Origin of the sequence: Capillimicrobium parvum (assembly GCF_021172045.1) — a bacterium.
Taxonomy (GTDB): domain Bacteria; phylum Actinomycetota; class Thermoleophilia; order Solirubrobacterales; family Solirubrobacteraceae; genus Capillimicrobium; species Capillimicrobium parvum.
The window spans coordinates 4,215,799-4,238,728 of record NZ_CP087164.1 but is presented as its reverse complement, the minus strand read 5'-3'; the positions used below and the strand labels follow the sequence as shown (position 1 = coordinate 4,238,728).

25 protein-coding genes are annotated in these 22,930 nt (G+C 74.6%); 21 read left to right on the top strand and 4 right to left on the bottom strand.

From position 1 onward, the window contains the following. Nucleotides 1–113 precede the first annotated feature (113 nt). Nucleotides 114–1,043, bottom strand: coding sequence for a glycosyltransferase (locus DSM104329_RS20655; RefSeq protein ID WP_259311739.1), 930 nt, complete (start codon nt 1,041–1,043; stop codon nt 114–116). 87 nt (nt 1,044–1,130) lie between these two features. Between DSM104329_RS20655 and DSM104329_RS20650 the strand changes: the two genes are divergently transcribed. From DSM104329_RS20650 to DSM104329_RS20630, 5 genes are all read left to right on the top strand, one after another. Then, nucleotides 1,131–1,358 carry a hypothetical protein gene (locus DSM104329_RS20650; RefSeq protein ID WP_259311738.1) on the top strand — a complete coding sequence of 76 codons (228 nt, stop codon included), beginning with the start codon at nt 1,131–1,133 and terminating at the stop codon, nt 1,356–1,358. Between the two features lie 84 nt (nt 1,359–1,442). Next, a complete protein-coding gene (rph, locus tag DSM104329_RS20645; protein ID WP_259311737.1) occupies nt 1,443–2,174 on the top strand; it encodes a ribonuclease PH in 732 nt (243 codons plus the stop codon). 53 nt (nt 2,175–2,227) lie between these two features. Further along, a complete protein-coding gene (gene rdgB, locus DSM104329_RS20640) occupies nt 2,228–2,794 on the top strand; it encodes an RdgB/HAM1 family non-canonical purine NTP pyrophosphatase (protein WP_259311736.1) in 567 nt (188 codons plus the stop codon). Beyond that, nucleotides 2,779–3,702, top strand: coding sequence for a cation diffusion facilitator family transporter (locus DSM104329_RS20635; RefSeq protein ID WP_259311735.1), 924 nt, complete (start codon nt 2,779–2,781; stop codon nt 3,700–3,702). Before rdgB ends, DSM104329_RS20635 begins: the two co-directional genes overlap by 16 nt. 65 nt (nt 3,703–3,767) lie before the next feature. Beyond that, entirely contained in the window at nt 3,768–3,935 is a 168-nt protein-coding gene (locus DSM104329_RS20630) for a hypothetical protein (protein WP_259311734.1), read from the top strand. 27 nt (nt 3,936–3,962) lie between these two features. Here DSM104329_RS20630 and DSM104329_RS20625 read toward each other — a convergent pair whose 3' ends face one another. Beyond that, nucleotides 3,963–4,253, bottom strand: coding sequence for a hypothetical protein (locus DSM104329_RS20625; RefSeq protein ID WP_259311733.1), 291 nt, complete (start codon nt 4,251–4,253; stop codon nt 3,963–3,965). 19 nt (nt 4,254–4,272) lie between these two features. Here DSM104329_RS20625 and DSM104329_RS20620 point away from each other — a divergent pair, with 19 nt between their 5' ends. From DSM104329_RS20620 to DSM104329_RS20560, 13 genes are all read left to right on the top strand, one after another. Next, a complete protein-coding gene (locus DSM104329_RS20620) occupies nt 4,273–4,551 on the top strand; it encodes an HU family DNA-binding protein (RefSeq protein WP_259311732.1) in 279 nt (92 codons plus the stop codon). Nucleotides 4,552–4,579: 28 nt separating this feature from the next. Next, complete coding sequence (gene pyrF, locus DSM104329_RS20615) at nt 4,580–5,527, top strand: orotidine-5'-phosphate decarboxylase (protein ID WP_259311731.1); 948 nt, start codon at nt 4,580–4,582, stop codon at nt 5,525–5,527. Between the two features lie 129 nt (nt 5,528–5,656). Then, nucleotides 5,657–6,019, top strand: coding sequence for a LysM peptidoglycan-binding domain-containing protein (locus DSM104329_RS20610; RefSeq protein ID WP_259311730.1), 363 nt, complete (start codon nt 5,657–5,659; stop codon nt 6,017–6,019). Then, complete coding sequence (locus DSM104329_RS20605; RefSeq protein WP_259311729.1) at nt 6,016–7,263, top strand: D-alanyl-D-alanine carboxypeptidase family protein; 1,248 nt, start codon at nt 6,016–6,018, stop codon at nt 7,261–7,263. The genes DSM104329_RS20610 and DSM104329_RS20605 overlap by 4 nt, the downstream gene beginning before the upstream one ends. Then, nucleotides 7,260–8,219, top strand: coding sequence for a 1-phosphofructokinase family hexose kinase (locus DSM104329_RS20600; protein WP_259311728.1), 960 nt, complete (start codon nt 7,260–7,262; stop codon nt 8,217–8,219). The genes DSM104329_RS20605 and DSM104329_RS20600 overlap by 4 nt, the downstream gene beginning before the upstream one ends. 102 nt (nt 8,220–8,321) lie before the next feature. Beyond that, nucleotides 8,322–9,563, top strand: a complete 1,242-nt coding sequence (locus DSM104329_RS20595) for a GuaB3 family IMP dehydrogenase-related protein (RefSeq protein WP_259311727.1) — start codon at nt 8,322–8,324, stop codon at nt 9,561–9,563. A 187-nt stretch (nt 9,564–9,750) separates the two neighbouring features. Continuing rightward, entirely contained in the window at nt 9,751–11,307 is a 1,557-nt protein-coding gene (gene guaA, locus DSM104329_RS20590) for a glutamine-hydrolyzing GMP synthase (RefSeq protein WP_259316241.1), read from the top strand. A 394-nt stretch (nt 11,308–11,701) separates the two neighbouring features. Then, a complete protein-coding gene (rplM, locus tag DSM104329_RS20585; RefSeq protein ID WP_259311726.1) occupies nt 11,702–12,136 on the top strand; it encodes a 50S ribosomal protein L13 in 435 nt (144 codons plus the stop codon). 2 nt (nt 12,137–12,138) lie between these two features. After that, nucleotides 12,139–13,053, top strand: a complete 915-nt coding sequence (rpsI, locus tag DSM104329_RS29185; RefSeq protein ID WP_407655853.1) for a 30S ribosomal protein S9 — start codon at nt 12,139–12,141, stop codon at nt 13,051–13,053. A gap of 6 nt (nt 13,054–13,059) precedes the next feature. Next, a complete protein-coding gene (glmM, locus tag DSM104329_RS20575; RefSeq protein WP_259311725.1) occupies nt 13,060–14,373 on the top strand; it encodes a phosphoglucosamine mutase in 1,314 nt (437 codons plus the stop codon). A gap of 235 nt (nt 14,374–14,608) precedes the next feature. Beyond that, complete coding sequence (gene glmS / locus DSM104329_RS20570) at nt 14,609–16,462, top strand: glutamine--fructose-6-phosphate transaminase (isomerizing) (protein ID WP_259311724.1); 1,854 nt, start codon at nt 14,609–14,611, stop codon at nt 16,460–16,462. 3 nt (nt 16,463–16,465) lie between these two features. Next, nucleotides 16,466–16,807, top strand: a complete 342-nt coding sequence (locus DSM104329_RS20565; protein ID WP_259311723.1) for a holo-ACP synthase — start codon at nt 16,466–16,468, stop codon at nt 16,805–16,807. Continuing rightward, nucleotides 16,804–18,372, top strand: a complete 1,569-nt coding sequence (locus tag DSM104329_RS20560; protein ID WP_259311722.1) for an NAD(P)H-hydrate dehydratase — start codon at nt 16,804–16,806, stop codon at nt 18,370–18,372. Before DSM104329_RS20565 ends, DSM104329_RS20560 begins: the two co-directional genes overlap by 4 nt. An 18-nt stretch (nt 18,373–18,390) precedes the next feature. On the opposite strand, the gene DSM104329_RS20555 is transcribed toward DSM104329_RS20560, so the two are convergent. After that, nucleotides 18,391–18,771, bottom strand: a complete 381-nt coding sequence (locus DSM104329_RS20555) for a YoaK family protein (protein ID WP_259311721.1) — start codon at nt 18,769–18,771, stop codon at nt 18,391–18,393. On the opposite strand from DSM104329_RS20555, the gene DSM104329_RS20550 reads away from it, so the two are divergent. From DSM104329_RS20550 to DSM104329_RS20540, 3 genes are read left to right on the top strand one after another with little or no spacing between them, the layout of a single operon-like run. After that, nucleotides 18,752–19,213, top strand: a complete 462-nt coding sequence (locus DSM104329_RS20550) for a CBS domain-containing protein (RefSeq protein ID WP_259311720.1) — start codon at nt 18,752–18,754, stop codon at nt 19,211–19,213. The two genes, DSM104329_RS20555 and DSM104329_RS20550, sit on opposite strands and share 20 nt — an antisense overlap. A gap of 1 nt (nt 19,214) precedes the next feature. Continuing rightward, nucleotides 19,215–20,306 (top strand): alanine racemase, encoded by a 1,092-nt coding sequence (alr, locus tag DSM104329_RS20545; protein WP_259311719.1) that lies wholly within the window; start codon nt 19,215–19,217, stop codon nt 20,304–20,306. Beyond that, the gene (locus DSM104329_RS20540) at nt 20,303–21,736 is read left to right on the top strand and encodes an HD domain-containing protein (RefSeq protein WP_259311718.1); all 1,434 of its coding nucleotides are present in this window, start codon (nt 20,303–20,305) and stop codon (nt 21,734–21,736) included. The genes alr and DSM104329_RS20540 overlap by 4 nt, the downstream gene beginning before the upstream one ends. Here DSM104329_RS20540 and DSM104329_RS20535 read toward each other — a convergent pair. Next, nucleotides 21,685–22,902 (bottom strand): M28 family peptidase, encoded by a 1,218-nt coding sequence (locus DSM104329_RS20535; RefSeq protein ID WP_259311717.1) that lies wholly within the window; start codon nt 22,900–22,902, stop codon nt 21,685–21,687. The two genes, DSM104329_RS20540 and DSM104329_RS20535, sit on opposite strands and share 52 nt — an antisense overlap. Between the last annotated feature and the right edge of the window lie 28 nt (nt 22,903–22,930).

Sequence of the window (22,930 nt, the reverse complement as noted above, 5' to 3'; positions counted from 1 at the left end):
TCGGCCGCGGGCGTCCCGGACCGCTCGCCGCGGGCCCCGGGAGACGACCGCGCCCCGGCCTGCGCGGGCCGCGGGTGACCGGCCGCCCGGCTCGCTGCAGGCCGCTGGCGCGGTCAGCCGGGCCCGGCGCCCGCGCCGCCGACCAGCTGCGCCCATGCCGTCGCGACCCGCTGCGCCATCGCGTCGGTGCTCCAGCGCGCGGCCCGCTCGCGCCCGGCCACGCGCGGATCCGGCGCGGCCAGCAGCGGCGCCAGCGCGGCGCCCCAGCGCTCGCGGTCGTACGGCGCGCAGAGGACGCCGTCGATCCCGGCCAGCGCCTCGGGGTGGATCCCCACCGGCGTGGCGAGCACCGGGACCTCGCACGCGAGCGCCTCGAGCGCGACGAGCCCGAACCCCTCCGCATCCGACGGCACCAGCACGGCGTTCGCCGCGTTCATCCAGAGGGCCACGTCGGCGGGCGTCGTGAACCCGAGCGCGATGAGCTCGGCCCCCGCGTCGGCGGCGAGCTCGCGCGCTCGATCCGCGCGCTTGACGGGCCGGGCCGGGTCCGCCGGGAAGAGGACCAGCGGGCGGTCGGGCGGCAGGCCCAGGCGCCGGCGCGCCTCGTCGCGGGCGATCGGCCTGAAGCGCTCGACGTCGATGCCGCACGGCAGGACGCGGACCCCGGGCCGGCCGAGCTCGGCGGCCAGCGACTCGGAGACCGCCGCGACGAGGTCGTAGCGCGGCAGGACGGCGCGGGTGAGGCGGCCGGACCGGGGGTGGCGGACGTCCGTGCCGTGCAGCGTGACCGCGCGGCGGGCGCCGCGGACGACGAGCGCCGGCCAGGCGGTGAGGCCGAAGTGGGCGTGGACGACGTCGTAGCCGCGCCGCCCGCGCAGCTCGGCGGCGAGGCGGGCGTACCCGGCGACGCCGGGCTCGCCCTCGACGAGGTCGACGTCCAGCTCGGCGCGCCGTCGCAGCGCCGCCACCTGGTCGCGGACGAAGCTCCCGCGAGCCGGATGGGCGGCATCGGGCCGCATGTTTGAGACCACCAGGGCTCGCATGTGACGAAGTCGTAACGGACGCGTCTGGTTCCGTGACGCGCGCCTGCCCAGGATCGCAGTCGATGTCACTTCGACGGGGAGGTCAACATGACCCAGGTGTACGAGCTCGCGGTGCGGGCGCATGCGGCGCTGGTGATGCTGCGCGACGACGAGCGGGGACAGGGGACGGTCGAGTACGTCGGCCTGATCCTGCTGATCGCCGGCGTGATCGGGGCGGTCGTCGTCTACGGCGAGGGCTTTCACGGCGACGGGATCGGCAAGAAGGTCACCGACAAGCTCCAGAACGCCATCGAGGGGCTCGGCAGCGGCAAGTAACCGCGGCAGGGCGGGCGCCGGGTCTGCCGGCGCCCGCCCGCGGCGGCGCCGCTCCGCCCGGCGGGGTCTGGGAACATGCGCGCCATGAGTTCCCGCTCGTACGGCCGCGATCCCGATGGCGTGCGCCCGACCCGCATCGACCCCGGCTTCGTCCCGTCGGCGACCGGCTCCGCGCTCATCACCCAGGGCGAGACGCGCGTGATCTGCACGGCGTCCGTCGAGGAGTCGGTGCCGCGCTGGATGGCCGGCCGCGGCACCGGCTGGGTCACCGCGGAGTACGGGATGCTCCCCGCGTCGACGGGCGAGCGCAAGGCGCGCGACGTGTCCAAGGGCCGGCCCGACGGCCGCACCGTGGAGATCCAGCGGCTCATCGGCCGTTCGCTGCGCGGCGTCATCGACTTCCAGGCGCTCGGCGAGCGCACGGTCTGGCTCGACTGCGATGTGCTGACCGCCGACGGCGGCACCCGCTGCGCGTCGATCACCGGGGCCTTCGTGGCGCTCGACCTGGCCTGCCGGCGCCTGATCGCCGAGGGCAAGCTCGCGGCCAGCCCGCTGAACGGGTCGGTCGCGGCGATCTCCTGCGGGATCGTCGAGGGCACGCCGGTCGTCGACCTCGACTACGCCGAGGACTCGACGGCGGAGGTCGACGCCAACGTCGTCATGACCGGCGACGGCGGGCTCATCGAGGTCCAGGCGACGGCCGAGCGCACGCCGCTCTCGCGGGCGCATCTCGACGACCTGCTCGCGCTCGCCGCAGTCGGCATCGAGCACCTGCGGGCCGTCCAGGAAGACGCGGTCGCCGCGGCCGCCTCCTGACGCACTGCTCGGCGCGCGTCGTGCGCGCGCGGTCCTACGCTCGATCCCGTCCCATGACGCTCGTCCTCGCCACCCGCAACGCCCACAAGGTCCGCGAGCTGGCCGCGCTTCTGGCGCCCCACGAGCTGCGTCCCCTCCCCGAGGAGGTCACGCTCCCGCCCGAGACGGGGGAGACGTTCGCCGACAACGCGCTCGGCAAGGCGCGCGCGGCCGCCGCGGCGGCCGGCGGGCCGGCCGTCGCCGACGACTCCGGCATCGAGGCCGCGGCGCTCGGCGGGGCGCCGGGCGTGCGCTCGGCCCGACACGCCGGCGAGGACGCGACCGACGAGGAGAACCTCGCCAAGCTCCTGCGCGAGGCGCCCGCCGGCAGCGGCCTCGCCTACGTCTGCGCGATCGCCTACGTCGATCCCGCCCGCGGCGTCGAGAAGGTCTTCGAGGGCCGCTGCACGGGCACCCTCGCCGCCGAGCCCCGCGGGGTGGGCGGCTTCGGCTACGACCCCGCGTTCGTCCCCGACGAGCACCCTGACCGCACGATGGCCGAGCTCTCGCCGGACGAGAAGGACGCCATCAGCCACCGCGGCCGCGCCGCGCGACTCCTGCGGGCATGGCTGGGACGCTGACCCCGGAGACCGCCGTCGGCCCGGTGAAGCGCCGGGCGGCGGCGCTGTCGATCGCGTCGAACTCCCTGCTCATTGTCCTGAAGTTCGCCGCCGGCATCGTCACCGGATCCGTGGCGCTGCTCGCCGAGGCGATGCAGTCGATCATCGACCTCGTCGCGTCGGTGGTCGCGTACGTGTCGGTCCGCAAGGCCGACGAACCGGCCGACGAGAACCACCCCTACGGGCACGAGAAGATCGAGAACCTCGCGGCCGCGATCGAGGGCGTCCTCATCCTCGTCGGCTCGGCGGTCATCGCCTTCGAGGCCGCGCGGCGGCTGATCAACGGCGGCGACGTCGAGCGGCTCGGCTTCGGCATCGTGATCATCGCGCTGACGATCGTGGTGAACCTCGTCGTGTCGGGGGTCCTGGCGCGGCGGGCGCGGGAGACCGGCTCGCCCGCGCTCGAGGGCGACGCGGCGCACCTGCGCACCGACGCCCTGACCTCCGTCGGCGTGCTCGTCGGCCTCCTGCTCGTGCAGATCACGGGCGCGAGCTGGCTCGACCCCGTCGTGGCCCTCCTCGTGGCCGCCGCCATCCTCGCGACCGGCGTGCGGATCGTGATGCGCTCCACGCGCGTGCTCGTCGACGAGGGGCTGCCGCCCGAGGAGCTCGAGGTCATCCGCGCCGCGGTCGTGTCGTTCGGCCCGCGCGGCATCGTCGGCTTCCACAAGCTGCGGGCGCGCCGCGCGGGTGCTCGCCGGCTGGTCGACATGCACGTCCAGTTCCGCGCCGGTGCGACGCTCGAGGAGGCGCACGCCACCGCGCACGAGCTCCAGGACGAGATCCGCGACCGGCTCGGCGACACCGACGTGCTGATCCACATCGAGCCGGCCGACCGGGTGCGGCCCGGGACCGAGATCGTCGACTGACCGCGGCGCGAGGACGCCGAACACGACGACGTTTGGCCCTGAGCCGTCCGGGGACGCTTGCGGGGATGACCCACTCAGACGACACGACAGAGCAGGCGCGAGAGCGCGGCGACGATCGCGCGACCGCGGGCGTGGAGCGGCCCGATCAGCGTGGGCCGCGGGGCAACCAGGACGTGGAGACGGTCGACGTCGAGCGGGGCGTCGGCAAGATCGAGCGCGTGCTCGGCTGGTAGTTGCGGGAACCGCCTCGACGGCCGCTCTCAGCGCACGTTGATGGCCGCCGACGCGGCGATCACGAGCGACACGACGCCATAGCCCGTGTAGCCGTTGAGAAACACGATCAGCGCGGTGATCAGCGCGACGGCTACCGTGACCAGCCATGCGGCTCTTGGCAGGGGCATCGCGGGACATTCTGCGCGCTTCGCCAGAAAGTCGTCCGGCGGGGGCGCGATCATGCGCCGCTGCGAAACCGCAAACTCCGCAAATTCCGCGTAACCATCGGGAGTGGCGTCCGCAAGCGCTGTTAGCTTCGATCGCTGCTCGTACGTCATCGAAGGAGGAGCAACAGCCGTGACGAAGTCCGAGTTCGTCGATCACATCGCCCAGAAGTCCGGTCTGGCCAAGACCGACGCCGGCAAGGCCGTCGATGCGGTGATCGACACCATCCAGGACACCCTGAAGCGCGGCGGCGAGGTGAACTTCTCAGGGTTCGGGAAGTTCCACGTGACCGAGCGGGGTGCTCGCGAGGGCGTGCATCCCCGTACCGGCGAGAAGATCACCATCGCGGCGGCCAAGCTGCCGAAGTTCACCGCCGGTTCGGGCCTCAAGAAGTCGGTCAAGGGCGAGTAGCCGTACGGGAGCGCCAGGGATCATTCTGGTGTCTCAGGGCGACACGCGGGCAGCCGGGACCGGCTTCGCCGGCCGGCTGGCCTCGTGCGTCGCCTCGCGCGAGTCGCAGATCGTGCTCGGGCTCGATCCCGATCCCGCACGGCTGTGGCCCGCTGCGGCGCGCGCCGACCAGCCGGGCGGCTCGCCGGCCGAGCGCGCCGCGGCCGCCGTCGCCGCGCACTGCGCGCTGCTGATCGACGCCGCCGGCCCCGCCTGCGTCGCGGTCAAGCCGCAGGTCGCCTGCTTCGAGCGCCTCGGGCCGCCCGGCTGGACGGCGCTCGCCGGCGTCGCGGCCCATGCGCGGGCCGCCGGCCTCCTCGTCCTCGCCGACGCCAAGCGCGGGGACATCGACGTCACGGCCGCCGCCTACGCGCAGGGCCTGCTGACGGGCCTCGACACGCCCTGGGGGCGCGTGGACCCGCTCGGCGCCGACGCGGTGACCGTCAACCCCTACCTCGGCCGCGACGCGCTCGACCCGTTCGCGGCCGCCGCACGGGAGGCCGGCGCCGGCCTCTTCGTCCTCGTGCGCACCTCGAACCCGGGCGCCGCGGACGTCGAGGACGCCGAGATGGCGGCCGGCGGCGCGCTGTGGGAGCGGGTCGCGAAGCTCGTCGCACGCCTCGGCGACGACCTCGACGGCGGCGGCGGGCCGCTCTCGGCGGTCGGCGCGGTCATGGGCGCCACGGCGCCCGAGCATCTCGCCCGCGCCCGCGAGCTGATGCCGCGGACGCCGTTCCTCCTGCCGGGCATCGGCGCCCAGGGCGGCCGCGTCGAGGACCTCGCGCCCGCCTTCGCGCCCGGACCGGCCGGCGGGCTCGTGACCGCCTCGCGCTCGATCGCGCGGGCGCACGAGAGCTCGGGGGGCGATCCCGCCTCCGCTGCCGCGGCGGAAGCCGAGCGCCTGCGCGCCGCCGCCTGGGCACTCCAGGGGCCGTGACCGCGCGCCCGGCGGCACGCGCGGCGGGCAGCCGCGCCTCGACGGCGACCACGGCGGCCGGCCCGGTCTCGTGGAAGATCGCCACCACAGGCGATCCGCCCGCAAGGCCCCGGCTATGCTTCCGCGCCCATGGCCCGACGCTACGCCGCGCGCATCCTCGCGCCGCTCGCCATCGTCGCCGTCGTGGTGGCGGGTTACCTCATCTACCAGCAGTATCGGGACAACACGACCGGCGGCGGCTCGACGAGCACGTTGCCGGCCGCCACGAGCCCGAGCACCACGACCGGCAAGTCCAAGCGCGGCTCGAAGAAGCACCGCGTGCGCAAGGTCTACATCGTCAAGCAGGGCGACATCCTGTCGACCGTCAGCGAGAAGACCGACGTCTCGGTCGAGCGCCTGCAGGAGCTCAACCCGGAACTCGATCCGCAGTCGCTGCAGGTCGGCCAGCGCCTCAAGCTGGTCCCGGACGCCGAGACCAGCAAGAACCCGTGATCCGGCTCCTGCTGGCCTTCGTGGCCGCAGGGCTCGTCGCCCTGGCGGCCTGCTCTCCGGCGCTCGCCGCCAAGAGCGCCGCGGCGCCGTCGCTGCAGGCTCCGGCCGCCGTCCTCGTCCAGCCGGACACCGAGGACGTGGTCCTGCGCCGCTCGGCGAACGAGCGGCGCCCCATCGCCTCCACCACGAAGCTCATGACCGCGCTCGTCACCCTCGAGCAGGCCGACCTCGACGACGAGGTCACCGCCGTGCGCTACAACGCCCTGCCGGCGGAGTCGCTCATGGGTCTGCAGGCCGGCGACCGGGTCACGATCCGCGACCTCGTCCGCGGCCTGCTGCTCGCCTCGGGCAACGACGCCGCCACGACGCTCGCGGTCCGCGTCGGGGGCTCGCGCCGGGCGTTCGTGCGGATGATGAACCGGCGCGCGCGCGAGATCGGCCTGAGCAACACGCACTACGCCAACCCGGTCGGCCTCGACGATCCCGGCAACTACTCGAGCGCCATGGACCTGGCCAAGCTCGCGCTCGTCCTGATGCGCAACCCGTTCTTCGCCAGAACCGTCGACCGCCAGGCGGCGACCGTGGAGATCGACGGGCACAAGCGCACGATCGTCAACCGCAACACGCTCCTGCGCGAGGCGAAGTGGGTCCACGGGGTGAAGACCGGCCACACGATGCAGGCCGGCTACGTGCTCGTCGGCGCGGCGTCGAACAAGGGCGTGCGGCTCGTCTCGGCGGTGCTCGGCGACCCGAGCGAGGCGGCGCGCGACGCTGACTCGCTCGCGCTTCTGAAGTGGGGGCTGGCGCGTTACCGCCGGACGACGGCCCTGCGCAAGGGTCAGGTGCTCGCCCGGCCCAAGCTGGCGTTCCGCGACCAGCGCACGCGGCTCGTCGCCGCCCGGCGCGTGCGCGCGGTGGCGCGCAAGGGGGAGAAGCTCGAGGTCCGCGTCGTCGGGGCGCCCGCGGAGATCTCAGGATCGGTGCCCGCCGGCCGGCGGATGGGGACCATCGTCGTCTCGCGGCGCGGCCGCGAGCTCGCCCGGGTGCCGCTCGTCACCGCCACGGCCGTCACGGCGGCGTCCTTCACCGACAAGGTCGACTCGGCGCTGCCGGTCCCGTGGGTCCTGATTCTGGTCCTTGCGCTGCTCGCGGCGTGTAGCCTGCTGGTCGTGTTCCGGCGCCGGCGACAGGTTCGGCGGCGCCAGACGAGAGCTCGGAGGCGGGGAGACACCGAGACCGCATGATCATCACCGTCACCCTCAACGCGGCGATCGACCGGACCCTCTCGGTTCCGAACTTCCGCCCCGGCCGCCGGCACCGCACGGTCGAGACCACGACGATGGCGGGCGGCAAGGGGGTCAACATCGCCCGCACGCTCAAGACGCTGGGCCAGCCCGTCATCGCGACCGGGTTCGCCGGCGGGTCGACCGGGACGCGGATCGTCGAGCAGCTGACCGACGAGGCGATCCTCACCGACTTCGTCCGCATCCGCGCGGAGTCGCGCACGAACCTGTCCGTGGTCGACCCGACGACGGGCGAGCAGACCGAGGTCAACGAGCGCGGCGGCGCGATCACCAGCCGCGAGCTCGAGCTGTTCCACGACAAGCTCCTGTACCTCGCGCGCGGCGCCGAGGTGGTCGTCTTCGCCGGCTCCCTGCCGCCCGGCGTGGAGGCCGACGTCTACGCCTCGCTCATCCGCGACCTGCGCAAGATGGGCCTGACCACCGTCGTCGACACCGACGGCGAGCCGCTGCGCCTCGGCGTACGCGCCGAGCCGACCGTCGTCTCGCCGAACGTCCTGGAGGCCGAGGAGCTCGTCGGGCACGAGTTCAACGACGACGAGGATCGCGTCATCGCCGTGCGCGAGATGATCGAGCTCGGCGCCAAGGAGGCGATCATGACGGTCGAGGACGGGTGCTTCGCGGCGCTGCCGACCGAGACCGGCCTGAAGATGCTCCGCGTCCACGTGGAGCCGCGCGAGCCGGTCGCGACCGTGGGCTCCGGCGACGCGTTCATCGCCGGCTACGTGGCCGCCCGCTACAGCGGCAAGCCGCTCGAGGAGTGCCTGCGCTTCGGCGTCGCGTGCGGCGTCGACTCCGTGCAACGCCTGGGCGCCGGCGTCATCGACCTGCGCGAGGTCGAGCGGCTGACCGCCGAGATCGAGGTCGAGTCGCTGCCGTCGACGGCGGAAGTGGGCTGACCGGCAGTCGCCGGAGCGGCTCGGCTCGACGGCTACGGACGGGGGCGTTGCTAATGTCGATGGGGCCGCCGTCCCGTCCGCACCGAACCTTAGGATCGCCCAATGGAAGTAGAGATCGGCCGCGGGAAGAAAGCCCGCCGCGCCTACGGATTCGACGATATCGCCATCGTTCCTTCGCGTCGCACGCGCGATCCCGATGACGTCGACATCACGTGGAAGCTCGGTGACTACCGCTTCGAGCTGCCGCTGCTCGCGTCGGCCATGGACGGGGTCGTCTCGCCCCGCACCGCCGGCATCATCGGCAAGCTCGGCGGTCTGGCCGTTCTGAACCTCGAGGGCATCTGGGCCCGCTACGAGAACGCCGACGAGGAGCTCGAGCGGATCGCGTCGCTGCCGAAGGACGTCGCCACGCGGGAGATGCAGGCGATCTACCAGTCGCCGCTGCAGCCTGAGCTCATGGCCCGGCGGATCCGCGAGATCAAGGACCAGGGCGTCGTGGTGGCCGCGTCGCTGACGCCGCAGCGCGTGCGCGAGTACTACGAGCTCGCCCTCGACGCCGGCCTGGACATCCTCGTCGTGCAGGGCACGGTCGTCTCGGCCGAGCACGTGTCGCTCGACGAGTCGCGCCCGCCGCTGAACCTCAAGGAGTTCTGCCGCGAGGTCCCGGTGCCCGTCGTCGTCGGCGGCTGTGCCAGCTACCACACGGGCCTGCACCTCATGCGCACCGGCGCCGCCGGCGTGCTGGTCGGCGTCGGCCCCGGTGCGGCGTGCACCACGCGCGGCGTGCTGGGCATCGGCGTCCCGCAGGCGACCGCCATCGCCGACGTCGCCGCGGCCCGCTCGCAGCACATGCTCGAGACGGGCGAGTACTGCCAGGTCATCGCCGACGGCGGCATGCGCACCGGCGGCGACGTGGCCAAGGCCATCGCCTGCGGCGCGGACGCCGTGATGATCGGCTCGCCGCTGGCCCGCGCCTTCGAGGCGCCCGGTCACGGCTACCACTGGGGCATGGCGACGTTCCACCCGTCCCTCCCGCGCGGCGCGCGCGTGCAGACGACGCAGAACGGCTCGCTCGAGTCGATCCTGACCGGGCCCGCCCACGAGAACGACGGCACGTTCAACCTCATGGGCGCGCTGCGCACGTCGATGGCCACGACGGGCTATCGCGACATCGCCGAGTTCAACCGGGCCGAGCTGATGATCGCCCCGGCGCTCCAGACGGAGGGCAAGGCGCTGCAGACCGCGCAGCAGATCGGGATGGGCGCCCGCGGGGCCGCGGTGGCCGCCCACGGCCCGACCGACGACAACGGCGTCGCGGCGGACAAGGTCCTCCAGGAGGCGTGACGCCCTGCGGGTGTCCACTCGCTGACGTGGCGACCGTCGCCGCGATGTCGTCGTGGGGACCCTGCGGGTCCTCACACCCCGACGCCGCACCCCTGCGGGGCAGCCCATCGTGAGCGGACCCCACGCGAGCTCCGACCACCTCGTCACCGACTCCACGGCCGCGACCGAGTTCGTCGAGGAGTCGGCGGTGGACGTCGAGGCGCCGAGCGCCGTCGACGAGGTGGTCGTACTCGACTTCGGCGGCCAGTACTCGCAGCTGATCGCGCGCCGCGTGCGCGAGTGCGGCGTGTACTCGGAGCTGCTGCCGCATCACGTCGGCGTCGAGGAGGTCCGGCGGCGCAAGCCGAAGGGCCTGATCCTGTCGGGCGGCCCGGCCTCGGTATATGCCGAGGGGGCGCCGCGGCTGGACCCCGAGCTGCTCGAACTCGGGATCCCGGTGCTGGGCATCTGCTACGGCATGCAGCTCATCGCGCGTGAGCTCGGCGGCCGGGTGGAGGGCGCCGAGGTCGGCGAGTTCGGCCGCTCGGACCTCACGGTGCTCGAGCCGGGCCGCCTGCTCGCCGGCACGCCGGCCGAGCAGACCTGCTGGATGTCGCACCGCGACACCGTCTTCTCGGCGCCGCCGGGGTTCACGGCGCTCGCGTCGTCGACGGCATCGCCCGTTGCGGCGATCGAGTCGCAGGAGCGCGACATCTACGGCATCCAGTTTCACCCCGAGGTCGTGCACACGCCGTACGGCCAGCACGTGCTCACGACGTTCCTCGAGGACATCTGCGGCCTGGACCGCTCTTGGAGCGCGGCCAGCATCGTCGAGGAGCAGATCGAGCGCATCCGCGCGCAGGTCGGCGACGGCCGGGTCATCTGCGGCCTGTCCGGCGGGGTGGACTCGTCGGTCGCCGCGCTGCTCGTCCACCGGGCGGTCGGCGACCAGCTCACGTGCGTGTTCGTCGACCACGGGCTGATGCGCAAGAACGAGGGCGAGCAGGTCATCTCCGCCTTCCGCGACCACTTCAAGGTCCCGCTCGTCGCCGTGGACGCCGAAGAGCGCTTCCTCGCGAAGCTGAAGGGCGTCACCGAGCCGGAGGCCAAGCGCAAGGTGATCGGCGCCGAGTTCATCCGGGTCTTCGAGGAGGAGGCGGCGAAGCTCTCCGGCGCCAAGTTCCTCGTGCAGGGAACCCTGTACTCCGACGTCATCGAGTCCGGCGGCGGCACCGGCGCGGCGACGATCAAGTCCCACCACAACGTCGGCGGCCTGCCCGAGGACCTCGAGTTCGAGCTCGTCGAGCCGCTGCGGGCGCTGTTCAAGGACGAGGTTCGCGCGGTCGGCGCGGAGCTCGGCCTGCCGGAGCGCCTCGTGTGGCGCCAGCCGTTCCCGGGCCCGGGCCTCGCGATCCGCGTCGTCGGCGGCGAGGCGACGAAGGAGCGCCTCGACGTCCTGCGCGACGCCGACGCGATCCTCCAGGACGAGATCCGCCAGGCCGGCCTCTACCGCGAGCTCTGGCAGTCGTTCTGCGTGCTGCCCGACGTGCGGACGGTCGGCGTGCAGGGCGACGAGCGCACCTACGGCTACGTCGTCGTCATCCGCGCGGTGACGAGCGACGACGCGATGACCGCCGACTGGGCGCGCCTGCCGTACGACCTCCTCGAGCAGATCGCCTCGCGCATGATCAACGAGCTGCGCGAGGTCAACCGGGTCGTGCTCGACATCACGAGCAAGCCGCCCGGCACGATCGAGTGGGAGTGACCGCGGCCGGCGTGGGGCCCGCCGCGTGCGCAGCACGCTGGGCCGCGACCGCCTCAGCCGGCGGCGTTCCGGCGGTCTCGGCCGGCGGCGTTCCGTCGGTCTCGCCCGGCGGCGTCCCGGCGGTCTCGCCCGGCGGCGTCCCGGCGGTCTCGCCCGGCGCCTCCTCGTCCGCCGGCGCGGGCGGAGGAACGCCAGGGCGAACGCCGGCGCGGTCAATCCCCAGCACCCACAGGACGCCCGGCAGCGCGCTGACGAAGACCCTTCGCCGGTCCGCGGCCGCCATTCGCGGCGCTGGAACGCCGGGGCGGTACCGTCTGTGGGCCGACACGGACGCTGAATCCCCGATTCCCTATCCTCTCCTCGGGCCGCGCCGTGTCGCGGCCATCTCGCTGCCATGACCAAGACCTTCGTTGCCACACCCGCGACCGCCGAGCGCAATTGGCTCGTCGTCGACGCCAACGGCCAGACCCTGGGCCGCCTCGCCACGCAGATCGCGGACGCACTCCGCGGCAAGCGCAAGCCGGAGTACACGCCGCACTGCGACACCGGCGACTTCGTCGTGGTGGTCAACGCGGAGAAGATCCAGGTGACCGGCAACAAGCGCAGCGAGAAGCGCTACTACCGCCACTCCGGCTATCCGGGCGGGCTGAAGAGCCGCACGTTCGAGGAGATGATCACCCGGCGCCCCGAGGAGGTCATCCGCCTCGCCGTCAAGGGGATGCTGCCGCGCAACCGCATGGCGCGCAAGCAGCTGACGAAGCTCAAGATCTACGCCGGCCCGGAACATCCGCACGCCGCCCAGAAGCCGCAACCGATGGAGATTTCGTAGGCATGGCCGACGACGCCACCCCGAAGGACGAGCAGACCGAGCCCCAGGAGCAGCCAGAGGCCACCGGCGCCGACGTCCCCGCCGACGAGGCCACGGAGGCCGCCGCCGCTGCGGTCGAGGACGCCGCGCCCGAGGCCGAGGTCGCTCCGGAGCCCGAGGCCGCCGAGGAGGCGCCCGCTCCCGCCGCCGCGGAGGCCGACGCCCCCGCCCAGCCCGTCGCCGCCGGCGAGCCCGAGGCTGGCGCGCCCGCCGCGACGCCCGTGCCCGCCGCCGCGGAGGTCGACGCCCCCGCCGCGCCGGCACCCGAGGCCGCCGCGGAGGACGGCGACGACGAGGACGACGAGCCCGCCGCCCCGCGCGTCAAGCCCGCCATCCCCGGCATGGACCTCCAGCCGGACATCGTCCCGGAGGGCATGGACCCGCTCGCCCGCGCCGAGGCCGAGGCCGAGGCCGAGGCGGAAGCCGCCGCCGCCGAGGCGGAGGCCGAGGACCTCGATCAGCCCGTCGCCGCGACGATCGACCTGGGCGCCAGCGCCCGCTACACCGCGACCGGCAAGCGCAAGACGGCGATCGCCCGCGTCATCCTCAAGCCGGGGACGGGCGCGTACACGATCAACGGCAAGCCGCTGGACGTCTTCTTCCCCCGCGCCACGCTGCAGGCCAACATCCGCCAGCCCCTCATCGCGGTCGGCTACGAGGAGCGCATGGACGTCGTCGCGACCCTCACGGGCGGCGGGGTCTCGGCGCAGGCCGGTGCGCTGCGCCACGGTGTCTCGCGCGCCCTGCTCGAGGCCGACCCGAACCTGCGCGGCGAGCTCAAGCGCCGCGGCTTCCTGACGCGCGACTCGCGCGCCAAGGAGCGCAAGAAGGCCGGCCTGAAGAAGGCCCGCAAGCGGCCGCAGTTCTCCAAGCGCTAGCGCGGCTTGGCTGCCGGCGGCAAGCTGTTCGGCACGGACGGGGTCCGCGGTGAGGCGGGCACCTTCCTCACCGCGGAGCTGGCCCTGGCCCTCGGCCGGGCCGCGACCGCGGGGTCGCCGGCCGAGCGCCCGCAGGTCCTGATCATCCGCGACACCCGCGAGTCCGGCGACATGCTGGAGGCGGCGCTGGCCGCGGGCGTCACCGCGGCGGGCGGCGACGCGCTGCTCGGCGGCATCCTCCCGACCCCGGCCGCGCCGCTGCTGGTGAGCCGCTACGGCTTCGACCTCGCGGTGGTCATCAGCGCCTCGCACAACCCGTTCGCCGACAACGGCATCAAGTTCTTCGGCCCGGACGCCTTCAAGCTGACCGACGAGCACGAGCTCGAGATCGAGCGCGCCCTCGACGAGCCGCGGCCCGGCGCGGCGGGAATCGGGCGCGTCCGCCGCCTGCACGGCACGCCGGAGGACTACCTGCGCGAGCTCGAGACCCGCTTCGCCGGCCTCGACCTCACCGGCATGCGCATCCTGCTCGACTGCGCCAACGGCGCCACGCACCGCGTGGCGCCCGAGATCTTCGCCCGTCTCGGGGCCACGGTCACGGCGCTGCACGCCGAGCCCGACGGGCGCAACATCAACGCCGGCTGCGGCTCGACCCACGTCGCGGCGCTGGCCGGGCGCATGGCCGGCGGCGACCACGACGCGGGCTTCGCGTTCGACGGCGACGGCGACCGCGTGCTGGCGGTCGACCGCACCGGCGGGGTCGTCGACGGCGACGAGCTGCTCGCCATCGCCGCCCTGCACCGCCGCGTTCCCGGCGTCGCGGTGACGGTGATGACGAACTACGGCTTCCATGCGGCGATGGCGTCGGCGGGCATCGAGGTCGCCACGACGAAGGTGGGCGACCGCTACGTGCTCGAGGAGCTGCGAGCGCGCGGGTGGGAGCTCGGCGGCGAGCAGTCCGGCCACCTGATCGACATGGGCTTCGTGCCGTCCGGCGACGGCGTGGCGAGCGCCCTGCTCGCGCTGGAGTCCCTGGCCGGCGCGGACCTGGCCGAGCGCGCCGCCATGGACAAGCTGCCCCAGCGGCTCGTCAACGTGCGCGTCGGCGACCGGGACGCCGCCATGGCGGCCCCCGAGGTCGCGGCCGCCGTGGCCGAGGAGGACGCCGCCCTCGCGGGCCGCGGGCGCGTCCTGCTGCGCCCCAGCGGCACTGAGCCGTTGGTGCGCGTGATGGTCGAGGCGCCCACCGCCGAGGAGGCCGACGCGGTCTGCGAGCGGCTCGCCGAGCTCGTCGCCGCGGCCGCGGGGCAGCCCGCGTAGCGCCGCGGCCCGCGAGCCGGGCACCGAGCGTCGACCTTCTCAGCCCCAGGCTGAACAACTCGACGCTCGGCGACCGTCCGCGCGACTCGACCTCGGCGACCGTCCGCGCGAAACTCGACGTTCGGCGACCGTCCGCGCGAGTTTGAGGGCGCGGGGGCGGTTGCTACCGTTGAGACCCGTTTCCGGGGCCGCATCACGCGGTCCCGCGTGGTTGTCGTCGAAAGGATCGCGGCCTGTGTGCGGGATCGTGGGGTATGTCGGGCGGCGTCCCGTCCAGGAGCTCCTCCTGCAGGGGCTGCGCAAGCTCGAATATCGCGGCTATGACTCGGCCGGGATCTCGGTCATCGCCGGCGACGAGATCGACTCCGTGCGGGCGGTCGGCAACCTCGACGCGCTCGAGCAGGCCATCGACGGCGGCGACGGCGGCGTCGCGCTCGCCACGCGCCCGGCCACGACCGGCATCGGCCACACCCGCTGGGCCACGCACGGCCGCGTCTCCGAGGCGAACGCGCATCCGCACTTCGACACCGCCGACCGCATCCACGTCGTCGTCAATGGCATCGTGGAGAACTACATGGCGCTCAAGGAGCGCCTGGCCGCCAACGGCGCGGTCTTCACCTCGGAGACCGACGCGGAGGTGATCGCCCACGTCGTCGCCACCCACTTCGCCGGCGACCTCGTGGAGGCAGTGCGCGCCGCCTACGCCGAGCTCGAGGGCCACTTCGCGTTCGTCGCCATGTCGCTGGACGACCCCGAGACGCTCGTCGGCGTGCGCAAGGAGTGCCCGCTGATCGTCGGCCGGGGCGACGGCGAGCAGTTCGTCGCCTCCGCCGTGCCCGCCTTCCTCGCGCACACGCGCCACGTCCAGGTCGTCGAGAACGACGAGCTCGTGGTGCTGCGCCGCGGCGGCGTCGACCTCCTGCGCCCCGACGGCACCCCGATCGAACGCGACGTCGTCGAGATCGACTGGGACGAGGAGACCGCCGAGAAGGGCGGCTACGAGACGTTCATGCTCAAGGAGATGTACGAGCAGGCCGACGCGCTGGCCGACACGATCTTCGACCGCGTGGCGCGCGGCGACGGGGTCGACCTCGACGAGGAGGGCGCTCTCGACGAGGCCATCCTCAGCCGGGCGCGGCGGATCGTCATCGTCGCCTGCGGCACGAGCTACCACGCCGGGTTGATCGGGCGCTATGCGATCGAGACGTGGGCGCGGCTGCCGGTCGAGATCGACATCGCCTCCGAGTACCGCTACCGCGACCCGGTGGTCGGCCCCGGCGACCTCGTGATCGGCATCACCCAGTCGGGCGAGACGGCGGACACCCTGGCCGCGATGCGCCTGGCCCGCGAGCGCGGAGCCACGGTCCTGGCGGTGACGAACGTGATGGGCTCGCAGGCCACGCGCGACGCCGACGGCGTCCTGTTCACCCGCGCCGGCCTCGAGATCGGCGTCGCGGCGACGAAGACGTTCACCTGCCAGGTCGCGGTCATGCAGCTGCTCGCGCTGCGCCTGGCCGAGCTGCGCGGCTGCCTGCCGGCCGAGCGCATCGCTGAGCTCGTGGCCGGCATCCGCCGCCTGCCGAGCGCCGTCGCCGAGGCGTTGGAGCGCCTCGGCCCCGCGGTCGACACGCTCGCCGAGCGCTGGTGGCAGGGCGACTTCTTCCTCTACCTCGGCCGCCACGTCGGGCTGCCGGTCGCCCTCGAGGGCGCGCTGAAGCTCAAGGAGATCTCCTACATCTCGACCGACGCGTACGCGGCCGGCGAGATGAAGCACGGGCCGATCGCGCTGCTGGACGAGATGACGCCCGTGATCTGCGTGGCGACCGACTCGCCGGTGCTCGACAAGGTCGTGTCCAACATGCAGGAGGTCCGCGCGCGCGGCGCTCACGTGATCGCGATCACCACCGAGGGCAACGACCAGATCGCCCACCACGCCGAGGCGATCCTGCCGGTCCCGCGCACCGACTGGATGCTCCAGCCGATCCTCGCCGTCCTCCCGCTGCAGCTGCTGGCCTACGGCATCGCGCGCCGCCGCGGGCTCAACGTCGACCAGCCGCGCAACCTGGCCAAGACCGTCACCGTCGAGTAGAGCTTGAGCGCCATCGGCCTGGACCTGCTCGAGATCGACCGCCTGGAGCGCGCCCTCGAGCGGCGCCCGCGGCTGGCGCAGCGGCTGTTCACGGACGCCGAGCGCGCCTACGCGGCCTCCAAGGCCCGGCCCGCGCAGCATCTCGCCGCCCGCTTCTGCGCCAAGGAGGCGGTGGCCAAGGCCCTGCGCCTGCAGGCCTGGAGCTGGCAGGACATCGAGGTCGTCGGCGGCCCCGACGGCGCGCGGGTCGTCCTGCGCGGCGGGCTCGCCGGCCTCGGCGCCGACGTCGACGTCTCGCTCACCCACTCGCGCGGCATGGCGGGCGCGGTCGCGCTGGTGCGATGAGCCGCCTCTGCGACGACCCCGGCCGGCCGGGCGGGCCGGAGCCCCTGCCCGACTGGCTCGAGCCCCTGTACGGCGCCGAGCAGATGCGCGCGATCGACCGGTGGGCGATCGACGAGCGCCGCGTACCGTCGCTCGACCTCATGGAGCGCGCCGGCGCCGGGCTCGCCCGCGTGGCGGCGGACCTGGTGGGAGAGGGGCCGGTCGTGGCCGTCTGCGGGGCGGGCAACAACGGCGGCGACGGGTTCGTCGCCGCGCGTGTCCTGCACGAGGCCGGCCGCGACGTGCGCGTGCTGCTGGCCGGCGACCCCGCGAAGGTCTCCGGCGACGCCGCCGAGAACCTGCGGCGGCTCACGTTCCCGGTGCAGCAGTTCGCGCCCGAGGCGCTCGACGGCGCCGCGCTGGCCATCGACGCGCTGCTCGGGACGGGGTTCGCCGGCGAGGTGCGCGGCGCGGTCGGGGAGGCGGTGCGCGCCCTGGCCGCGGCCGACGCGCTGCCCGTCGTCGCCGCCGACGTGCCCAGCGGGGTCGACGCCTCGACCGGCGAGGTCGCCGGCCCCGCCGTCCGCGCCGTCGCGACCGCCACGTTCCACGCCGCCAAGCCCGGGCTGTGGGTCGCCCCCGGCAAGGCGTACGCGGGGGCCGTCCAGGTGATCGAGATCGGCATCCCGGAGGGCGCCCCGGGAACGCCGGCGATCGGGCTCATCGAAGAGCGCGCCACCGCCACCGTCCCGCGCCGGGCCGCCGGCTCGACGAAGTTCAGCTCTGGCCACGTGCTCGTCTGCGGCGGCGCGACCGGTCTGACCGGCGCGCCGTCCATGGCCGCCGAGGCGGCGATGCGCGCCGGCGCCGGCTACGTGACCGCCTGCATCCCCGCGTCGCTGAACCTCGTCTTCGAGATCCGCCTGCTCGAGGTGATGTCGCTGCCGCTGCCCGACGAGGGCGGCGCGCTGACCCCGGAGGGCGCCGACACGGTCCTCGACGAGGCCCACCGCCGCGGCGGTGCGCTGATCGTCGGGCCGGGCTTCGGCCGCGCCGAGCCCAGCGCGGCGCTGGCCCGCGACCTCGTCGCGCGGGCACCGGTTCCCCTCGTGCTCGACGCGGACGGCCTGAACGCGCACGCCGGGCGCCTCGAGACGCTCGCCGCGCGCGAGGCGGCGACCGTCATCACGCCGCATGCGGGCGAGCTCGGCCGGCTGCTCGAGATCGACTCGCACGCCCTCGACGAGCGGCGCCTGCATCACGTCCACGAGGCGGCCCGCCGCTCGGGCGCCGTGGTGGTGCTCAAGGGCGACGACACCCTCGTCGCGGCGCCCGACGGGCGCGTGGCGGTCAGCCGCGGCGGGGCCGGGGCGCTGGCCACCGCGGGCACCGGCGACGTGCTGTCGGGCGTCGTGGCGGCGATGCTGGCCAAGGAGCTCGAGCCGTTCCACGCCGCGGCGGCCGCGGTCGAGCTGCACCGGCGGGCGGGGATCGAGGCGGCGCACGCCGTGGGCGCCGCCGAGGGCGTCATCGCCTCGGACGTGATCGCCGCGCTGCCCGCGGCGATGGCGCAGCGACCGCGCTGAGCGCGATCGCCGCCGTCGTCACCGCCGCGACGCGACGGCCGGCCGCGCGCCCCCGGCCCGCTCGAGCACGAGCGTCGGCGCGCCCAGGACGACCGCCTGCGCGGCCACGATCGCCGTCAGCCGCCGCGGCCAGCCCGCCGCGGCCCCGCGCAGCGCCGCCGCGGCGATCGCCACTCCGACGCAGAACGCCGCGACGGCCAGGCCCGCCCGCGCCACCTGGTCCCATTCGCCCTGGCTGACCGCGATGCCGAGCAGCACCGTGTTGCCGGTCTGGTTGGCGACGAACACCCCGTCGAGGCCGAGGAACGTGGCCGCGTCGACGCAGCCGGCGGCCGCGGCGAGGGCCACGAGACGCCAGTGGATGTAGGCTTCCCGGCCCATGAAGGTGCGCGAGATCATGGAGCCTGACGTTCCCACCGTCGAGCCCGACCAGCCCGTCGAGGACGCGATCCGCCTCCTGCGCGACCACGACCTCCCCGGCGTGCCGGTCGTCAACGGCGGCGGGCGCTGCATCGGCATCGTCACCGAGAGCGACCTGGTGATCGCCGACGAGGAGGAGGGCGACCTGCACCTCCCGCACTACATCCAGCTGTTCGGCGGAATCGTGTACCTGGAGCCGCTGCACCGCTTCGAGGACCGCCTGCGCAAGGCGCTCGCTTCGACGGTGGCGGACATGATGACGGCGGACCCGATCACGGTCGACGCCGACGCCGACGTCGAGGAGGCGGCGAAGCTCATCGCCAAGCACCGCCACAACCGGCTGCCGGTGTCCGACCACGGGCGCCTCGTCGGCGTCGTCACGCGTCTGGACGTGCTCGAGGCGCTGCACGGCGGAGACTGACGTGCCCCGGGCTCAGGCCCGCGTGGACCTCGCCGCCATCGAGGCCAACGTGGCCGGGCTGCGCGGGCGCCTGACGGGCGACGCGGCGCTGTGCGCGGTCGTCAAGGCCGACGGCTACGGCCACGGCGCGGTCCCCGCGGCCCGGGCGGCGCTCGCCGGCGGCGCGAGCTGGCTGGCGGTCGCGACGGCCGCCGAGGCCGAGGATCTGCGCGGCGCCGGGCTTGACACCCGCATCCTCGTCATGGGCGCGCTGTGCGCCACGGAGCTCGAGCGCGCGATCGGCGCGCGCGCCGACGTGGCCGCATGGCATCCGCGCTTCGTGGAGTCCGTCGCCGGCCGCGCGCCGATCCACGTCAAGCTGGACACCGGCATGGGGCGCCTGGGCACGCGCGACCCCGACGTGGCCGACGCGACCGTCACGGCCGCGGGCGACGGCCTCGCGGGCCTGTGGACGCACTTCGCGACGGCCGACGAGCGCGACGACCGGTTCTTCGACGAGCAGCTCGGGCGCTTTCGCGCCTGGGCGCTCCCGCACCGGGAGCGGCGCCCCGGGCTGAAGCTGCACGCGGCCAACAGCGCGGCGACGCTGCGCGACCCGGCCGCCCACTTCGACATGGTGCGCTGCGGCGTGGCGATCTACGGGCTCGACCCGTTCGGTGTGGACCCGGCCGCCCATGGCCTGCGCCCCGCGCTCGAGCTGCGCTCCTACGTCGCCGAGCTCAAGGCCTGCGAGCCGGGCGAGAGCGCGGGCTACGGCCGGCGCTTCATCGCCTCCCAGCGCACGTGCGTCGCCACCGTGCCGATCGGCTACGGCGACGGCTGGCGGCGGGCGCTGACGAACAACGGCGACGTGCTCATCCGCGGCCGCCGCTTCCCGCTCGCGGGGACGGTGTCGATGGACAACCTCACGGTCGACGTCGGCCCGCGCCCCGACGTGCGCCGCGGCGACGAGGTCGTCCTGATCGGCGGCGCGCTGCGCGCCGAGGAGGTCGCCCGCCGGATCGGGACGATCAACTACGAGGTGACGACCGGACTCACCGCGCGCGTGCCGCGGGTCCACCACCGCGACGGCGAGCCGCCCGGGGAGGCATGATCGAGCCGCGGCGGGTGGTCGATGCCGCGCTGGACGGCGAACGGGCCTGGGTGGTCGGCGGCGCCGTGCGCGACGCGCTGCTCGGGCACGCGGTCCTCGACGTCGACGTCGTGGTCGACGGCGATCCCGCCGCCGCCGCGCTGGCCGTCGCCCGCGCGTCCGGGCGGGGCACCGCACGGTTCGCGCTCTCCGACGCCTTCGAGACGTGGCGGGTCGTGGGGCCCGGCCACGCGTGGCAGGTCGACGTCACGCCGCTGCGCGGCGGCGGCATCGAGGCCGACCTCGCGCTGCGCGACCTGACGGTCAACGCGATGGCCGAGCCGGTGGGGGAGGGCGGCGGCGGCCTCGTGGACCCCACGGGCGGGCGCGCAGACCTCGAGGCCCGGATCGCGCGCGCCGTCTCGGACCGCTCGTTCGCCGAGGACCCGCTGCGCACCCTGCGGGTCGCCCGCTTCGCCTGCGAGCTCGAGCTCGCCGTCGACCCGCACACCGCGCAGCTGGCCCGCGCGCACGCGCCCGAGCTCGACCGCATCGCCGGCGAGCGCATCTTCGCCGAGCTCAAGCGCGTCATCGCCGCACCGCGCATCCGCGCCGGCCTGGCGCTCATGGACGAGCTCGACGTGATGGCGCACGTCCTGCCCGAGCTCAGCGCCCTGCGCGGCGTCGAGCAGAACCGCTACCACCACGCCGACGTCCTCGACCACACGCTCGAGGTGCTCGACTCGGCGCTGGCGCTGGAGGCGGATCCCGGTGCGGCGCTCGGCCTCGAGCACGCCGACGCCATCCGGGCGCTGCTGGCCGAGCCGCTCGCCGACGGGCTCACGCGCCGCGACGGCCTGCGCCTCGGCGCCCTCCTGCACGACTCGGCCAAGCCGCAGACGCGGGCGGTCGGCGAGCACGGGGAGACGCTCGGATTCCCGCGCCACGACGTCGAGGGCGAGCGGCTCGTACGGTCCATCCTCACCCGGCTGAAGGCGAGCGAGCGGCTGCGCGGGCACGTCGGCGCGCTCACCCGCCACCACCTGCGCCTCGGCTTCCTCCTCCACGACCGCGACGCCGACGGCATCCTGCCGCGCCGGGCGCTGTACCGGTACCTCACGACCACGGAGCCGGTCGAGGTCGACGTCACGCTGCTGTCGGTCGCCGACCGGCTCGCCACGCGCGGCCACAAGGCCGACGAGTCGATCGCCCGGCACATGGTGCTCGCGCGGGAGGTGGTCGGCGAGGCGCTGCGCTGGCGAGCGGGCGAGACGCGGCCCGCGCCGCTGCTGCGCGGCGACGAGCTCGCGCGCGAGCTGGGCATCGACCCCGGCCCCGAGCTCGGGCGCCTGCTCGCCGAGCTGGCCGAGGCGCGGTTCGCGGGCGAGATCCGCGACCGTCAGGAGGCGCTGGCCGCGGCGCGGGCGCTGCTCGACCCGCCGGCCGGCTGAGCGAGCCGGCGGACGGTCGCGGCGACGACGCGCGCGGCGTCGGCCACCGTCTCGTAGACGACGTTGTCGGCGTGATCGCTGGGCCAGTGGTAGTTGGCCGGTTCCTTGCGGTGGTTGACGGAGCCGAGCAGGGCGGCGCGGTAGCCGTCGCGCACCGCGATGAGCGCGTCGCTGCCGAAGGAGAACTTCAGCCCGCGGCGCACCTCGACCCCCATCTCGCGCCCCGCTGCCTCGACCGCGTCCTTGAGCGCCTCGTCGTAGCGGTAGGGGATGAGCATGCCCTCGCGCTCGGGCAGCGTGAGCTCGGGCGAGCCGACGGTGTCGACGACGAGGACCCGGGTCGTCTCGCGCGGCAGGCGCGGCCACCAGCGCTCGGCGAAGCCCTGCATGCCCTCCTCGAAGGACTCCTCGCTGCCCGTCGAGACGAGCAGCACGCGCAACCCGGGCACCGGCCGTTGGCGCAGCATGCGGGCCAGGGCGAGCACGACGGCGACGCCGGTGAGGTTGTCGTTGGCCCCCGGCACGACGGCCCGCGCGCCGATGTCGGCGAAGGTCGCCGCGCTCGCCAGCGACAGCAGCGTGCCGGCCCGGCGCGCGCGCTCGGAGCCGGTCAGCCCACCGGCGGCCACGAGGACGGGGCCGCCGAACACCAGCCACATGAGCGGCGGCGACGTGTCCGCCTTCTCGAAGACCCAGGGCGCGAGGCGGTCGATCGTCTCGGGGACGCGGGGGTCGAAGATCGCGCCTGCGTGGGCCGCGTCGTGGTGGGCGACGACGACGAGCGTCTCCCGGGCGCTGCGGTCGCCGGCCTCGGCGACCACGTTGAACGTCCGGCGGCGGCGGCCGACGAGCCGCCGGCTCCAGTGGCGCCAGATGACGAGGTCGTCGAACACGGTCGCCGCGGCGGCGGCGCCGACGAGCGCGGCCAGCGGACGCCGTCGTCTCCCGAGCAGCCCGGCGACGCCCGCCGCGGCGGTGGCCAGCCCGAGCGGCCACCAGTAGCCGCCGTGCGCCGGGTGGTCGGTGACCTCCGGATCGAGGCCCTCCTCCCGCAGGCGCTCGGCGATCCACTCGGCGGCTCGGCGCTCGCCGTCGGAGCCGGAGCCGCGCTCGAAGGAGGCGAGATGGCGAATCGCCCATTCGATCAGCTCGGCATCGGGTTCCACGGGCGCCCTCACCGTATAGCTTGGCGGG